This window comes from Paracoccus litorisediminis (assembly GCF_009711205.1).
GTDB classification, from domain to species: domain Bacteria; phylum Pseudomonadota; class Alphaproteobacteria; order Rhodobacterales; family Rhodobacteraceae; genus Paracoccus; species Paracoccus litorisediminis.
In genome coordinates, this window is sequence record NZ_WMIG01000005.1 from 223259 (window position 1) to 239516 (window position 16258).

At 61.1% G+C, this 16258-nt stretch carries 13 protein-coding genes; 5 read left to right on the forward strand and 8 right to left on the reverse strand.

Going from position 1 to position 16258, the window contains the following annotated elements; translation table 11 throughout:
• Nucleotides 1-151: 151 nt before the first annotated feature.
• Together GL300_RS12510 and GL300_RS12515 are read right to left on the reverse strand one after the other, a co-directional pair.
• On the reverse strand, nt 152-1363 hold the full coding sequence (locus GL300_RS12510) for an MFS transporter (RefSeq protein ID WP_155039968.1): 1212 nt from the start codon (nt 1361-1363) through the stop codon (nt 152-154).
• 364 nt (nt 1364-1727) lie between these two features.
• A complete protein-coding gene (locus GL300_RS12515) occupies nt 1728-2717 on the reverse strand; it encodes a quinone oxidoreductase family protein (RefSeq protein ID WP_155039969.1) in 990 nt (329 codons plus the stop codon).
• 95 nt (nt 2718-2812) lie between these two features.
• Between GL300_RS12515 and GL300_RS12520 the strand changes: the two genes are divergently transcribed.
• Nucleotides 2813-3688, forward strand: a complete 876-nt coding sequence (locus tag GL300_RS12520; RefSeq protein ID WP_155039970.1) for a LysR family transcriptional regulator — start codon at nt 2813-2815, stop codon at nt 3686-3688.
• A 185-nt stretch (nt 3689-3873) separates the two neighbouring features.
• Here the strand turns inward: GL300_RS12520 and GL300_RS12525 are convergent, their stop codons facing one another.
• The 6 genes from GL300_RS12525 to GL300_RS12550 form a co-directional block, all read right to left on the reverse strand.
• Complete coding sequence (locus GL300_RS12525) at nt 3874-4251, reverse strand: hypothetical protein (protein ID WP_155039971.1); 378 nt, start codon at nt 4249-4251, stop codon at nt 3874-3876.
• Nucleotides 4252-4330: 79 nt separating this feature from the next.
• Nucleotides 4331-4723 carry a hypothetical protein gene (locus GL300_RS12530; RefSeq protein ID WP_246195163.1) on the reverse strand — a complete coding sequence of 131 codons (393 nt, stop codon included), beginning with the start codon at nt 4721-4723 and terminating at the stop codon, nt 4331-4333.
• A gap of 8 nt (nt 4724-4731) precedes the next feature.
• Complete coding sequence (locus GL300_RS12535; protein ID WP_155039973.1) at nt 4732-6042, reverse strand: recombinase family protein; 1311 nt, start codon at nt 6040-6042, stop codon at nt 4732-4734.
• Complete coding sequence (locus GL300_RS12540; protein ID WP_155039974.1) at nt 6039-6494, reverse strand: DUF2924 domain-containing protein; 456 nt, start codon at nt 6492-6494, stop codon at nt 6039-6041. The genes GL300_RS12535 and GL300_RS12540 overlap by 4 nt, the downstream gene beginning before the upstream one ends.
• A 537-nt stretch (nt 6495-7031) precedes the next feature.
• Nucleotides 7032-7886, reverse strand: coding sequence for a helix-turn-helix domain-containing protein (locus GL300_RS12545; RefSeq protein ID WP_155039975.1), 855 nt, complete (start codon nt 7884-7886; stop codon nt 7032-7034).
• Nucleotides 7886-8071 (reverse strand): hypothetical protein, encoded by a 186-nt coding sequence (locus GL300_RS12550; RefSeq protein WP_155039976.1) that lies wholly within the window; start codon nt 8069-8071, stop codon nt 7886-7888. The genes GL300_RS12545 and GL300_RS12550 overlap by 1 nt, the downstream gene beginning before the upstream one ends.
• A gap of 1375 nt (nt 8072-9446) precedes the next feature.
• On the opposite strand from GL300_RS12550, the gene GL300_RS12555 reads away from it, so the two are divergent.
• The 4 genes from GL300_RS12555 (at nt 9447) to GL300_RS12570 (ending at nt 16181) form a co-directional block, all read left to right on the forward strand.
• The gene (locus GL300_RS12555) at nt 9447-11102 is read left to right on the forward strand and encodes a hypothetical protein (protein ID WP_155039977.1); all 1656 of its coding nucleotides are present in this window, start codon (nt 9447-9449) and stop codon (nt 11100-11102) included.
• 103 nt (nt 11103-11205) lie between these two features.
• The gene (locus GL300_RS12560) at nt 11206-12063 is read left to right on the forward strand and encodes a hypothetical protein (RefSeq protein ID WP_155039978.1); all 858 of its coding nucleotides are present in this window, start codon (nt 11206-11208) and stop codon (nt 12061-12063) included.
• Between the two features lie 9 nt (nt 12064-12072).
• The gene (locus GL300_RS12565) at nt 12073-14871 is read left to right on the forward strand and encodes a hypothetical protein (RefSeq protein ID WP_155039979.1); all 2799 of its coding nucleotides are present in this window, start codon (nt 12073-12075) and stop codon (nt 14869-14871) included.
• Entirely contained in the window at nt 14868-16181 is a 1314-nt protein-coding gene (locus tag GL300_RS12570) for a hypothetical protein (RefSeq protein WP_155039980.1), read from the forward strand. The genes GL300_RS12565 and GL300_RS12570 overlap by 4 nt, the downstream gene beginning before the upstream one ends.
• Nucleotides 16182-16258: the final 77 nt, after the last annotated feature.

Here is a 16258-nt window from a genome sequence, read left to right on the forward strand (position 1 = left end):
TATGACTGATGGACCGCCTCGACGCATGCGGCGATGCGGCATTATCGAAGCTCGAACGGCGGCAAAGGGCCGTCCCAGATCATAGACTCGTAAGATCGGCGACGCATCACCGAGAGGACCGCACCATCATTTCCGACCCCATTGCAGCCGATCAGCCTTGCTTGGCGCGGTACTGTCCTGATGCGATGAATAGCATGGCAACAAGCGACAGGCCTGCACCGGTGAGAAACGGCGTCGCGGACCCCACGCTGTGCCAGAGCCATCCGGCAAGGGTGTTCCCCGCCAGCACGACCACGCCGGTCACCAGATTGAAGGTGCCGAAGGCACTGCCCCTCAGATGCTCGGGCGTCACGGCGGCGATCATCGCGCCAAGCAGCCCTTGCGAGAACCCCATGTGAAGCCCCCAGAGCACCGTGCCGAGGACATAAACCCATGGCGTCGCGGCAAAGGCGAGCGTGAGATGAGCGGCAATCAGGAAGCCGAGGCTCCAGAGCAGCAAACCAGAGGTGCCCACCCGGTCCGACAGCTTGCCGACGGGAAAGGCCGTCAGACCATAGGCGGCGTGCATGATGACCAGAGACAGCGGAACCCATGCCGGGGTGAACCCCGCCTCCAGCGCCTTCAGCAAGACAAATGCCTCGCTGAAACGCGCGAGCATGATAGGAGAGGCCACCCCAATCACCACCCATATCGCGCGATTGAGTCTGAACGCATCGGCAAGGCGGAAGCCATGGCGTTTCATCGAGCATTCACCAGCAGGTTCTCGCACAAAGAAGACCAGCACGATCATGCAGAGGCCGGCAGGGATCGCGGCAATCCAGAACACCGTCTGGATATCGCCGGCCAGAAGGATCATCGCGGCGACCGCGACCAATGGACCGATGAACCCACCGACAGTATCGAGCGACTTGCGCAGACCGAAACTCGCCCCTCGGATCTCGGGCGGGCTTACAGCGGCCACGATGGCATCCCGGGGTGCGCTCCGGATGCCCTTTCCGACCCGATCCATCGCTTTGGCCAGCACGATCTGGTCCAAGCTCACCGCCCAAGGAAAGACCAGCCGTGACAGCGCTCCCAGACCATAGCCTAGCACCGCAAGTGGTTTTGCCCGCCCGCTGAGGTCAGACAGGATCCCAGACAGGAACTTCGTCGCTGTCGCAATCGCGACCGAAAGACCCTCGATGAAGCCGATCGCGAGGGCGGAGGCCCCCAATCCGCCCGCAAGATACAGCGGCAAAAGGGCGTTGATCATCTCGGAGGAAACATCCATCAGCAGGCTGACGATGCCGAGCATCCAAACGGTTGCCGGAATGTGGGGGCGCTTGGGGGCCGTGTGGATCTGGGCGGAAGCGGATGCTGTCATGGGTTACACCGATAGAGCTGCCATGGATCCAAAGCACAGACGCGTGACATGGATCAATGGTCGCTGCGTCGGGCGCGGGGCCAATGACGTTCAGGGTCTCGCCGTGCATTTTGAGCGGCGCTTACCAATCTCGACGTCGCACCGGAATTTGGGTGCGACATTCCGCCATGGGTCTCCCCAACCTGCTGCAGCGGCTTTTTTGCGCCCTGCCGGACTGGTCTCTAGGGCGATGCAGCCACGCAGCATAGAGCGGGCTCGATTTGCGGCAATGGGCCGTCCCACATCGAACAGCTTATGCGATCATCGATAGATCACCGGGAAGGTCGGGGCCGATGTTTTGAGCCCGAAGCGGATGATCCGTTACTTAGGGTAACAACACAACCGCACCCATTGTCCTACGGCTTTCCACATCCGAATGTGCCCGCGCGGCATCCGCAAGCGGATACGTCCGCGGTTCGTCGACAAGCAGAACACCATCCCGGATAGCTCCGAACAACCGCTCCGCCGCCGTTTCGAACTCACCGCGATCTGCGGTGTAATGCGCGATTGACGGGCGCGTGAGGTAGAGCGATCCCTTCGCGCCAAGAGTGCCGATCTGCAAAGGATCAATCGGCCCCGAACTTTCCCCGAAGCTGACGAGGGTTCCGCGCGGTTGCAGGCAGTCGAGCGAACGTTCGAAGGTATCGGCCCCGACCGAGTCATAGACGACCCTCACACCCTTGCCACCGGTCAGGCGCTTGACCTCGTCCCTGAAATCATTGCGGCTATAAAGGATGACATCGGCGCAGCCCCGGGCACGGGCACGTTGCGCCTTTTCTTCGGTGCTTGCTGTTCCGATGACGGTGACGCCAAGTGCCTTCAGCCATTGGCTGGCATATGTGCCGACACCACCAGCCGCGGCATGCAACAGGACCGTATCGCCGGGCTGCAAGCTGACGCAGCGATGGGTCAGGTATTCTGCGGTCAGCCCCTTGAACAGGCTTGCCGCAATAATGGTGCTATCCAGATCGCCCGGCACATGCAGCGCCCGGGCGGCGGGCAGGTTGCGATGGCGCGCATAGCCGCCCGGAGGGCCGCCGACATAGGCAACACGGTCACCGATGGCAAAGCCCATGATCTCGGCGCCGATGGCCGTCACCTCACCCACGCCCTCTACCCCAGGCGTGGCGGGCAGAGGCAGCTTCGGACCGAACACGCCCTTACGATGATAGACATCGATGTAATTGAAGCCGATGGCGATCTGACGGATCTGGATCTCGTCCTTGCCCGGCGCGGCGAGAGGCATTTCCACATAGGATAAAACCTCGGGCCCGCCAAATTCGGAAAATCGGATTGCGGTGGTGGTCTGGGTCATGGCGCGGCTTCCTCTGCTTTTCCTCAGATTGCGCCATCCAGCACCGCAGTCGATCCTTGTTTTCGGAGATAGGCTTTGCGCAAATGCAAGGCATCATGGATTGGAATGATCTGAAGTTCTTTCTGGCGCTCGCACAGGGGAAATCGCTTTCCGCTGCGGCCCTGACGCTGGGCGTCAGTCCGTCTACAGTCTCGCGCCGGATCGAGGCGCTGGAACAGGCACTGCAGGTGCAGCTATTTCGACCGCATCGGGATGGTTATGATCTGACCGAAGCGGGACAGGGCCTTGTGCCCGAGGCTGAGCGAGCCGGCGTGCAGATGCAGGTTTTCGAACGCAACGCCCGCGAGACGGGCGATGACTTGGCCGGCGCTGTGCGCATCGAGGCCCCGGAGCTGCTGGGACAAGAGATCCTGCTACCTGCCCTGATCGGCTTTATGGCGACCTGTCCCGGTATCCGGATCGAGTTGCGCGGCGCTTTTCAGCCTGTGCGCCTTGCCGCGGAGGAGGCCGATATCGTCATCCGCCTGGTGCGGCCAAGCCAGGGCAATTATCGCATCCGCAAAGTCGGCACGATCCTCTTCGGTCCTTACGCATCACCCGAGTACGTCCGGAAGCACGGCACGCCGCAAAGTCCTGATGAGTTGCTCGGGCACCGGATGATCGGCTGGACAGAGGATTTGGGCTTCCTGACCATGGCCCGCTGGCTGGCGAGCCACTGCCCGGGAGTAAGACCCTCATTGCGCCTGACCTCATTTGCAGCGCAGGTCGAGGCGGTCAGGGGGAACGCAGGCTGGGCCGTGCTGCCCGATTTCATCGCCGGTCCCGCAGGGTTCGTGCCGGGACTGACAGATCTGCCGTCGTTTGCGCCTGATCTCTGGCTTCTGGTGCATGAGCAGGCGCTAGCCCTGCGCAGGGTCCAACGGGTGCGGGATTGCATTACCGCTGCGCTGACGGCGAAATTTTCCAACTGAGCGCCAAGGGATGAACGACCGCAGAGCCGGGAGGGCTATCAAGAAGCCGTGGCCCGCCCAATTTCCATGTTTTACAAAACATAACCCTCCCGGCAATCTATTCGCGCCGGGAGGGTTCTTTCAAGCCGCGGCGTCTGGGGTACCCTGGCACGTCGCGCGGATAAGCAAGGGCGACACATACGCGTCTACTGGTCTTCCTCACCGTCAAAGGAGGGTGCGTAAGCCTTGATTGCCCGCTCGACCAATTCGGCCAGGGAAATGCCCTCAGCCTTGGCAAGGCTTTCGATCTTCACGCGCGTGCTGGGCCGGGTGCGGATCGAGATCTGGTCGGTACGCCGCTCGGGGCGCGGCGGCGGTGCCTTGCCCGCGCGCTCTCGTGCAGCCCGGGCCTCGACCTCGGCGGCGATCGCGGCCTTCTCGGCTTTCTCTGCGGCCTCTCGCGCCTCATCGGCAATGCGGCGGGCGCGCTCGGCCTCGGCCCGATCGCGGGTGGCTTTCGCCACAGCCTCCGCGACCTGATCTTGCGGATCCGCGCCGCGCGGGGCTTTTAACTCATCCGGCATCAGTTTGTCCCTCATCGGATTTTTTTGAATGATTGGTGGCGGGGACAGGTCGTGACCCCAGCCAATCGGATGGTCAGCTTCAGTGCACCGTCATCGTCGCAAAGCCGAGCAAGGCGCGCTGAGCGCCCCACTCATCCGGGAACCCCTCTTGGAGGCGAGCGAGGCTGAGCTCCGGGCCGTGCCGTCCATCGAGGATCGCCTCCACGATATCGGGTGCAAGCTGCGTCAGCCGCAGGATGCGGGCGACATAGCTGAGAGCGATCTTCTCGTGACCTGCAAGATCAGAGACGGTGGCAAACTCGCCCCGGTCCAGCAGCCGTTTCCAGCGGAAGGCCCGAGCCAGCGCCCGGACCAGCGCATCGTCGGCGTCGCGGCGCAGATGCGCGTCGGGCGGCAGATGCATTTCCTTCCTGCCGCCGCGCTTGACCAGCCGGAACGGGACCTGCAGCACGAGGGTCTCGGAAACGGACATGTCGCGTCTCATGCTGCCTGCTCCATCCCGCCGGCCTGCATCTCACGGGCAAGACCGGGCAGGCCATCGACACGGAGGTGAACCTTCAGGCCCTCGGTGCCGATATCGACCCGCTCGACGAGCAATGCGATGATCCGGGCCTGTTCGGTCGGAAAAAGCTCAACCCAAAGCTGATCAAAACGTTGCAGTGCGTCGACGACCTCGGCCTCGGTGATGCCCGCGTCCTGATCGCGCAGGGCCTTGAAGGTCCCTGCCACGATCTCGGGCTGACGGAACACCATGCGTAGCCGCCCGACGACCGCTGCCTCGATCTCACCCGCCGGGACCCGGCCGACCGGGCAGGCCCCTGCCCCATGCTTCAACACGCTTTGGCTTACATAATAGTTATATAACCGCGACCCCTTGCGGGTATGGCTGGGCGAGAAGGCCGCGCCGTCCGGGCCGAAGAGCAAACCTTTCAACAGAGCCGGTGTCTGGGCCCGCGTCCGCGCCGCCCGTTTGCGGGGGCTTACCTGCAGGATGGCGTGGACCCGGTCCCACGCCTCCCGGCTGATGATCGCGGCATGCTCGCCGGGATAGACCTGCCCCCTGTGTACGGCCTCACCGATAAAAACGCGATTACTCAAAACGCGATAGATAAATTTTTTATCCATCGCATGTCCGCGCGAGGTGCGGAGTCCTCGCTGCACGGCTTCACGTGCCAATTCGGTCGCCGAACCCAATTCGGCAAAACGCTCGAATATCCAGCGTATCTCGACCGCCTGATTATCGTCGATCACGAGTTTTCGATTTTCGACGCGATAGCCAAATGGTACCGAGCCGCCCATCCAAATGCCGCGCTTGCGACTGGCCGCAACCTTATCGCGAATTCTCTCGGCGGTAACTTCGCGTTCAAATTGCGCAAATGAAAGTAATATGTTAAGTGTCAATCGGCCCATCGACGTCGTCGTGTTGAAGGACTGCGTGACGCTGATAAAGGTCACGCCGCAGCGATCGAAAATCTCGACCAGCTTCGAGAAATCCATCAACGAGCGCGACAGCCTGTCGAGTTTGTAGGCCACGACAACATCGACCAGCCCATCCTCGACATCGGCGAGAAGCCGGGTCAACGCCGGGCGCTCGAGCGTGCCGCCCGAAATCCCGCCATCGTCGTAACGCTCGCGCAGCGCCACCCAGCCCTCGGAACGCTGGCTGGCGATAAAGGCCTCGCAGGCCTCACGCTGGGCATCAAGCGAGTTGAATTCCTGCTCCAAGCCTTCCTCGGACGACTTGCGGGTGTAGACGGCGCAGCGCAGTTTGCGCGGAACGGGTTTGTTCATGCCAACCTCGCGCGATGGTTTTTCAGCCCGAAAAAGACCAGACCGTTCCAGCGGGTGCCGGTGATGGCGCGGGCGATGGCCGAGAGCGAGCGATACGGGCGACCCTGCCATTCGAAACCCTCAGCGGTCACGGTCACGGCATGCTCAATGCCCCGCCATTCGCGCACCAGGCGCGTGCCGGTGATCGGCTTCAGCCCGGCACGGGCGCTCACCTCGCCATTGCCGCTGCGCTCGAAGGTCTCGCCAAGGACCTCGAGCCGACGCAGCGTCGCGGGCGCCAGGCCACCATGGCTCAACTCCTGGAGACGATAGGCCAACCGCGCCTCGAGATGGCGACGATTGAAGGGCGGCGGGGCGCTGTCGAACAGCTCCAGCCACTGAGCCTTCAATACGGCCATCGGCGCGGTCTTCAGCGCGGCCAGGCGCGTCAGGACACGATCATTGCAAATCATTGAAATATCTCCATTTACCCCAACCACTACCGCTCTGTTTGAAGCGGATGTGTAGTCGGAAAGTCGCATGCCCCGGGAACTGTCTCCGTATCGCCGCACTGGCGGGCATGCAGACGGATCAGCCCCGCGCCGAGCAGGCAGCAGAGCTCGAGACGGCGTTCCTTCGGCGACATCCGGGCAACGGGATAGGCGTTTGCACCACGTGTCATGCCACCGCCCCGCAAATCATCAGGGTCGGGTCACGAGAGATTTTCAAAGGAAGCTGATAGAGGCGGCCGTGATGGCCGCCTCCTTCCTGCCCCGCAGCAAGCAAGCCTAGCGGCACGTGTTCAGTATCCCGAACGCCACCGGCGGAAACAGGGGTGCGCACCCGGGGTGCGAGCCCGGAAAGTGCGCATGTAACTGGAGTTTTAGTGAGACTATGCCCACCGCATACAAAGATACGCCGGAAGGACCCAAGGGGCGCGCCCCGATCGCCGAAAGTCGCGGCGATGGCCCGAGAAAAGGCGATGAGGAACAATACAACGGGCATGGGGATCATGGCCAGCCCCTCATCACAGCATTCCCGCTCGAACTTTCCAGTAGCTTGAGAAACTCGGCCTCCTCTTCCGACTGGCCAGAACCCGTGTCGCCGGCTCGGCTTTCGATCTTCTCTACAGCGCTAGGATCCTCAGCCGCACCGGCCCGCGCCTGTTGCTCGATAGCGTCAACGAAGAACTGCCAAGATCGGATCAAGGGGATTGCGGGATCGGATGCCGCCATCTTGCGCAATGCCGGCAGGATATGATCCGCAAGATCGTAGCCAATCGACAGCAGGTCGATGAGAGTTTGGAAGTCCTTTCTCAGCCTATCGCGATTCCCTTCCGTTGCCCAAACGCCGAGGGCGTCCAGACACGGCTCAACAACCCCTTTCCTCACGGTAATAGATTCAAAACTTGATTCATTATTATGCTCGGCAGATTCTTCCTCTGCCGGAGGAAAATCGGGCCGCTGCCAGCCATGTCGTTGTCTCGTTTCAGCCGTCTCGCTGACCGATCTACCTCGAAGTGGATGGCCGTCCTGCGGGATCAGTGCGCGGCCGGGCCAGGCAAAAAAATGATAGATGTTCGGTGCCTGGCGACCGTCCCAGCTCTGGCCAATGCGACGCACCAGACCGAGCTGCACAAGTACCTTCAGGTGATTGCGCAGGCTGCGCGCCGTGCAACCCAGCTCCCGGGCCATAGCTTCCTGTTTATGCCAGCTCACCCCAAATTTGTCAGAGTAGCGAGCCAGGAGGCAGAGCAATGTCTTCGGGCCAGTGGGAAGTCCCTCGATTGCAGTGGCCCAGTTCAGGGCGGCCAAGTTCACGTATGTCTTTGCCTTGCCCATACGAAGATTGGTGCGACGGGCCATCAGCACTTCCCCATCACGAAATGATAAGAATGAGCAGAACCATTTCGGTGCTTAAAGCGCGCCGAATTGGATCCGCCCTCGCTCGGCGGCTTCGTCAGGTGCATTGTGCCGGACGATGGGGTCCATTTGTTCAGGTAGCCGGGCTTCGCCCCGATACGCGGCAGGCGCATCAGCTTATTTTGCATTGCTATTCTCATGTGGGATGAAGCGGACGGCCCGGGCGGCCATCCGTGAAAGCATCACATTCAACTGAGCTTCGAGAGCTCAGAGCATCAGAAATCGCCTATCCTCGGACGCTGCCAGGTGTACGCGCCTGGGCACGACAAGGTGCGCGCAAAAAGCGCACAGCTTTTCCGAGAGCATGAAGCGTCGCGTTGAAGATCGGACGAGCGATGTCATCTAGCATCATGACCACCCTCAGCCTTTGGACTGACGCGTGACAAGTGCGAGACATGCTGGGGCGTGAGTACGGTAACGCCCAAACCGATCCATTAAAGGAGCTCTCGGAATTTTCTGGTTTTGGATCCGCTTGGGTCCCGAATTCACACCATGTGATCTGGTTGTCTCAATGCAACGTCTGATCAACTTGGCCTTGAGCCTCGAGACGAGGATCACACTAATGCCGCCGGTCGCGGCCATTGCGGTTAGCTTGGGTTGCTTCTTCCTCCTCCTGATTCGGCCGTCACGCCGAACTCCCTGTTCTAGCTAAATGTTTTCGGCGGCTGGTCAAGGCGGTCGCCTGTCTGTTGCTGGCGGGATCAAAGAAGAATTCATCTCGCCAAGAACGGATTGGAATTCGCTCCTCGCCGCAGCAGCGCCAAACATCCCTCGACAGCATCATTGTGCTTCGAAAACGGCCGCGCTTTTGCTTGCTCTATCCAGCGCGTATTTCATCTGCGATAGCCTCATCCAGATTACCGGATCGGATCTCGTCGACGAAGAATCGTCCCCGGCAACCAGAGCGCCAATCGGTATCACGCCGGATGACGAAGCCCATCTCCAGTCGGCTGAGTGCCGCCGTCATGGCAACGTTCGGGATGCGGACACTGGCCTTTGCAAGCTTGGATCGTGACGTTCGGCTTGCCTGTTCGAGTCAACGTGTCGCCTACGCGACATCTCTGAGGTAAATGCCTCGGCTGCGAACGTGGGTATCTGGATCCTGGATAGGATGGGACGACCTTCCAAACCGGAAAAGAAATCGCCCAGCGCCTAGCACTGGATTTAGTCCGCATTCCGGCTAAGACGGCTAATCTCAGGGACGCGCGGTCATAGACCGTCGCGAATGCCCTGACCAAAAAGATATATCCCGATCTGACGCGTCCGTGAGGCATGCTGAATGTGGATCAGGGGGAATCGTATGCAAGAGCACCCTAAACTACGCCGGCTTAGCCGCGTTCCCACATGTGCCTCGCCCAGCGCGTCGCCTTGAAGCAGATCGCGCACTCCTCAGCCTTGCCTCACATAAAACTCGCAATTTGGTGGTGACCAAATTCACCTTCGACAGCGCGCTAAAACAATGTTCCCGCGGAAATCACGGCTCCGCCTTCACATCATTTGATCATGACAGCTTTCCAACAGCTTCTGCTTTCTGCTGCCCTTGTGATTGGAATGGCTGGCCCGCTCCACGCTGATACGGATGTGCTCAGCGGAGTGGTGAATGGTCTGACCGCGAATGATGGCTGGGATCGTAGCAACGCCGAACTGATTGCGGAAAGCCTGCAACTCGGCTTCGAGCTGCATGACGCAACAGGAACGCTGGACTTCCGGATCAATCAGCTGCGCAGGTTAAATGGCAATTCGGAGGCACAGCGCTTCGCGGTCCGTCACCCGGGCTACCTTGATGCGCTGTTCGTCGATCCAAGGGAATTTGTCGACGCTTTCGCAGTCTTGACAATGGACCGCAGTGGTGAGGAAGCCTTGCTGTCCGGCCTGACGCGCCGCCCGACTACGGAAGGCCTGAAGGGCTCGCTGGCCTTGCTGAGACACTACGGCCCGGATCTGGCCCGGCTGTCGTCTGCACCCGGTTTCCCTGATTTGTTCGAAGCCCTGTCCTGGGTTGCGGATGAACCAATATCGTACGAGCTGAAAGGCTGGCTGGGACAGCGCTTGCAGGAGATTCATGGCCACGACATCGGCCCGCTTACACAGCTGCTCACGCAGCACTACCTGCCGCTTCGCGCTAGGAATGCGGTGGGACTCGAGGCAGGCTGGAAGGTGCTCATGGCGGCGCAGAGCACAAATCCCGCACTCTACGACACCCTCATCCTGCATCGCGGAATCTGGGGATGGCTTCAGACTCCAGGGTTCGTCAGAAGCGTGAACGTTCAGGTCAAGGCTGATCGCAATCAGGCCCATGCAGTACTTATCTTCCTGCTCGGCCATGAGCAGGCGCTTCTGGAGAGTTCAACCACGCTTAACTGGCCGAAGCCATTGCCGGACAATCGCGCGGCAGCGCTTGACATCATCGCGCAAAACGATCCGTCCGCCATGGCGGCAATGTTTCACTTCCGTAACGACCACCTGTTCTGGAAGCTTGCCAGCGACAAGGACCGGCGTGATCGCATTGCCTGCCTGATGCGCAAGTCTGGCAACGACTACGAGATGCTGCGGACTTACTTCCAGCAGGGGACGGAAGCCATCCGAAAGCAATGTGAACGCCCAGCCTCATTTTTGGTGCGCAACATCCCGCTGTTCCAGCTTTACGAACTGATTGACAAATATCGGGCCGGAGTTCCTCTGGGCTGGAGCGATGCGGGGGCCGCCTCAGCTGATGTCGGGTCTTTCATACTGAGCGGGCTAGGCAGATACGTCGCGAATGGCGTGGTAAAGGGTGCCCGTATTGCCGCCGCGGGTCGGCACGGAACTGCGCTCCAAACCCCGGCGGTCGTGCTGCAGACAGTCATCCAGTCCTCGATCCGCACCGAAACCAAGAACCTCGCCACGTCAAACATGTGGTCCGGGCTCGGGCGATCGCTCACAGTGAATACAAGAACAGTCGTGCAACGCATGGCAAAGGACAAGACTCTGCGGGCTACAGCTCGGCTGACCCTTTCGGAATATGGCCAGAACATTGCAGCAGAGGAAGCCATGGCCGCCGTTGTATCGACCGAATATTTCCGCTGCGCCTCACTTTCCGCCGCGCAGATGCAAGTTGATGAAATCTGCCTAACTCTTCTACCCGTTATCCAATCCGAGGCCAAAGGCGATACCAAGTGAAGGAAACAACCCAATGAGACCGGGTCAGCATACTTCCAGCGCTCTACTCCTGTTGGTCGCGGCTCTGGCACCGCAACCGGCGGCAGCAGATCTGGCGGGGGTCATGCGCAGGGCAGCCGAATCCGGAGCGGAAATTTCAGCGCAGCTCCCGCCCAGCGCCTTTGCGCACGCTTCAGCCCGGGTCGATGCCGCGGCCTCACCAATGGCAAAAGTGCCGGACCACCAGCTGTCGCGACGCGCCTTGCAGGCCACCACCCCGGATCTCCTACGCCAGATCGACGCACTGACCGAGGCCGAGCAGCATCTGGTCCTCGAGGTCTTCGAGGGGGCCCGGGCCCTAAAACAGGCAACCCCAGATGAATTCGCGCGTGCGCGAATGATCTCGGCAGGGGGAGCAGACCTGCTGGTTGCCGCCCAGCGCCATGGCGATGCGGTGACGCGACCGGCCTCCATGCTACAACTAGCCGAGGATGCAGGCCAATTGCAGCACGGTGCGGTTACGGACTTCGCACGGGTCGCCGCAGATCGCGGACAACCGTTCGTCACTGGCTGGAACCGACACATCATGCCGCACTGGAAGCCGCTGATGACCAGCGGTACTATCGCCGCCTGCCTTGCTGCCTCGGAAAGTTGCATCGACGCTGCCGGCAACCTGACCAGCCATATTGCCCAGAGCGCTGGTGAGGTGGTGGCAACGGTCGCCACCGAAGCCATTGCTGGCACGGCCAAGGGCGCAGGCGAAGCCGTCGTCGACAATTTCCGTGGCCCGGACGGAATCTGGCTGATCCTGGGACTCGCATTGCTCATTCTGGCCCTTGTCGTGTTCTCTGGCCTCCGTTGGGTAATTGTCCGCATGGCCCGATGGGTGATCTGGCTGCCTCGGCGCTTTCGGCGAAAGGCCGTTCCGGCACAAAGTCCAACTCAACAACCTCGCCCTTCACTGCGCAATCGGGATATTTGAAAGGCAAGGATGAACGCAATTCGCCGCACCCCGCCCCGCTATGCCTTTGCTCTGTTCGGACGCCGCCGCACCGGCAAGACGGTGTTTCTGTCCGCGCTGGCGGCCCTACGCCAGCCCTCGTCGGGCATCAGCAACATTTCCTATGTCGCGGCTCTGGCACCCATTCTGCCCGACGATAGCGTGCTGCCGGGCGAGGCCGCGCGCTTTCGTGTCGAGACCCAATGCCGCGAGGCGACTGAAGCCATCAATGCCCAGAGAGTTCCACGGCAGACTGAGGTTTCGGACGGGTTCATGGGACACCGCTTCGAACTCACGCTGCCCAGCCCTCCTGCTCCCGGGGCATCTGCGGTCATCCATGTAGACATCTACGACTTTGCCGGGGAGCGGATCGATCCCGCGACGACCGATGGCAAGGACGAAGCCAGGCTGCACCGGCTTCTGCGAGAAACCGACGGCCTTATGATCCTCGCTGAAACCCCTGCCCCGGACGCCGATCCGGTGGAACACCGCGCCAGCCTTATAGGGGTGCGTGCACTGGGCGAAGCGCTGGCCCGTCTGGGTAAGGCCGACAATGACGCGATACGGCAGGCCGTCCTACTGGCCACCAAATGGGATCACCGCCACCCCTTTGCTCTATCAAGGCAAAAGGATGAGGCAACGCCCGCCTACATGGCTCGCCGCGCAACTGAGGAAGCGCGCCATCGCCAAGAGTTCGAGACCTGGCTGAACACCGCATCCGACGCCGAACAGCATCAGGCGCTCGATGCACGACTGCGCTCGATCTACGGCGAAAATTACCGCACCTATCCCGTCTCGAGCTTCGGGGCAGCGAAATTAGTCGATATCGGCGCCGACGACGGCAAGCCGGCCGAAATCCCAGCCGAGGTGCCATTGGCCTCGCTTAATCTGGTCGAGCCACTGCTGTTTCTCATCGAGCGGGCCCGTGCCAACCACCGGGAGGCCCTTCTGGCCCGGGGCGCTCACCCGCTGACGGCGGCAGACGCAATCCCCGAAAAGGCAGATATTCTGGCCGAATTTGGCGAGGATGCCGGATTGCTAGCGCTGCGAGACAAGCTTGCGGCAGCGAGGGCGACCAAAATTTCAGAACAGTCAGCTGCGGCTGCTCATGAGGCGCGCGTGCGCAACAAGCGCAGCCTCAGCCTGACGGTGGGGGCCATTGCCATGCTGGCCGTTGGCGTCACCGCCGCAGAGGCTAGGTTGACCATGGGCCGGGAGGAAGCCGTTCGCTCGGCAGTGAACGAGGCCCTTGCCCACAACGATCTGGAGGCTGTCATTTCGGCCCGCGACAGTCTGCGGCTTCTGGACAACCGTGAGCCGTTTTTGCCAACGGTGCGCCTGACCGGGCTCGGTTATCCGGCAGTAGAAAGGGCCAAGGACGGAAAGCGTCTGGAAAGCACCGAATGCACATTCTGGGAGACGCGCGCCAGCCAGCCTGACTTTGATCTGGAACAGGCCCAAGCCCGGCTCAAGACCCTGCCCGGCTGCACCACCTTGGACCGGACGCTGGCAAATGCGCATCTGGCGCATTGGCGGCATGACCTGCGTGTGCGGATGGAGAGTTTCAAGAAGCTGACGGCCCCCGAGAATTGCCGGGCAGCAAACTTTATTCATGCGGCTCTGGGCGAGCGCGGCAACGAGATACTCGCCTTAGTCGATCAGGCTACGGACCGCGCCAGCGACGATGCGGACCACGCCCGTGCCGAGCTTGCCAGCCTGACGCAGCGCTGCCAGGCGGTTGCCGAGCAAGCTGGACTGGAGCGCCAAAATTCTGCTGAGGCGACGGCGCGTGCAGCAGAATTGAAAAAACTGGATGTGGGGACACTCGAACAACAAAAATGGGCGGACTACGTCCGTGGGCTGATCGGCTACCAGCAAGAGAGTGCCAGCGCATCCGCAGCGGATCTGGCAGCACGCAAAGATGAGATGCAACGACGCCTGGCTCACCTGCCCCAGCAGCTTGAAAATTGGCAGAAAGATCTGGACCGGTTCAGAAGCCAGGGACAATCCCCCCTGCCCGAGCGCGAGGCAGGCCTGCGCATCCTGAAGAACGAAGTCACCGCCCTACCGGCAGAGTTTGATAAACCTAAACAGGTACTGCTGAACAGCATCGACAGAAGCGAACGTTACTTCGCGCAATGGGCCGCTTGCGCGCGCCTCGGCGAGGTGCTGGAAAAATACAATGAGCTTTCGGACAATCTGGCATCGCGTACCGAGACGGGCATCAGTAACTTGAGGGACCTGTTGAACGCGGCGAAGAACGATCCGGCGGTCAACGACCACTTTGGCGAGGCGCTTCGGCAGATCGAAGACCAGTTGAGCACGGTCAGCGAAGTCACGCTAGCGTCTTTCAGGGTAGCGGGCACATTGCCAGCCCAGTCCGATGGCAGCACTGACGGGAAATGGAGTTTTGGCTCAAGCACCGGCAGCTTCGAGGCCACCATGGACGGGAGCGGAAGGTTTGTCTTTGGCGGCAATCCCGAAACGACACTGGGGGCAGAACCCATGAGCCTAGAAATCGTGGCCGAACAGCGTCGCACGTTCTGGCCTTCCAACTATCACTTTGCCACGCATATCGCGCTCAAGAAAGACGACCTGTTGGCAGACATCACCGGTGCCAGCCGTGACCTGCTCAAGATTGACCTCCATGCGACGCTCTACAGATTCGCTGAGCCGGTGGAACTTGGCTCCTTCAGCTCAAGTAAAGCGATCGACAACAAAGTCATCGACATCAACATAGACTTGGCCGGCAGCCGAGGCCTGCTGATCAGCCAAGGAGATTGCCCGTGAGACTGATCTATCGCTCGGGCCGCTTTCGCAACCAGGGCTACTCCACCTTCGTCAGTGGCGGCCTAGAATCCGGGACAGACCAACACGAGATCGACCGCCTCTGGCAGATGGTCCAGACCGGGCATGCTCCTGACGGCATCAGCGGTTTGAGTCGCAGCATCGCTTCCGAGGGGCGGGAGGTCGGCGAAGTGCTGGTGTTTGAGCACGGACGCATGCTTGCCCCTGCCGTAGAGACAGAGCTGCGTCAGACGCTTGCTGGATTGTTCGAGAATGAGCTTGCAGCAGCCCAGCGCGAGGCAGATCGGACAGATGGTGACAATGCCGCGGCGCGATCGGTCATCGAACAGGCATTGGAACGTGCCCTGCCCGGACTTGCCCGCCTGATCCCGCCGCAGACCCCGATCTCAGCATCCCTGCGCCATGTCGAACCGGTTCGGCGAGACTTAAAGCGGCCGCTCCGACTGGCGGGCTACGGGGTGACAGCTGTGCTTGTCCTGCTGGGCGCTTGGGCCTTCCCTGGCACTCGCACATCGGTCACCGTTGCGGGCCAGCCTCCCGTCGCTTCCGGGCCGCTCGCACCGTCGCCTGAGGTGCGCCACACCATTGTGGAACTCGTCAACGCCTGTCACGGCTCACAACCGGCCGAGGCACTTGATCGACTCAGCCGTGCCTATGCCGGGGAGGCACTGAAAAGCTACGGTGCTGATGGCCGACGCAATCCGGCGCAACTATTGATCCCAAATGTCGCTGCAGACCTGCCGCTTCTGGAACGCACCGACAAGGATGTCTGCGAACAACGCGCAAATCTTTGGAACGCGATCGAGGTCATCCGGGGCTCCGCCTTGGCGAAGGGACCGGAGGCACCGTCGCCGCTCCTCCCCCAGCTGATGCGATCTGGACTAAACCCGGCGGATTTTGCGCTCGCAGCACTGGCCGATGTGGTGGCTAAGGCCGAACTAGCACCGGCACTCCCGGAGGATTGCAGCCAGGGTCTGTGCCTGCCGATCTTCGACCCCGCCGATATCGCTGCCCGGGACTGGATTGCCAAGATCCACGCTGATCTTGCGAGAGCCATTCAAGATGACGATATGGTCAATCCCAGCTATCAGGAGTTTCGGGGCGAGATCGGCGGGCTGATCCGGCAAGCGGAAATCCAGCTTCGCGGCGAGCTCTCACTGCTCGGGGCAAGCCCCGATTGGGCCAAAGCATTTTCAGCGTTATGGATCTGTGAAGGAAACGAAAACAAGGACGCCTGCGATTTTCCACTTTTTGCAGCGTCCGCACCATTTGAGAGGCAAGCCGCTCCTTAGGGCGTGGTCAACGCTCGGAAACAGATTTTGGCGCATGCCAAGATGATGAAGGCTATACGCATCTGATTACGCTTTAG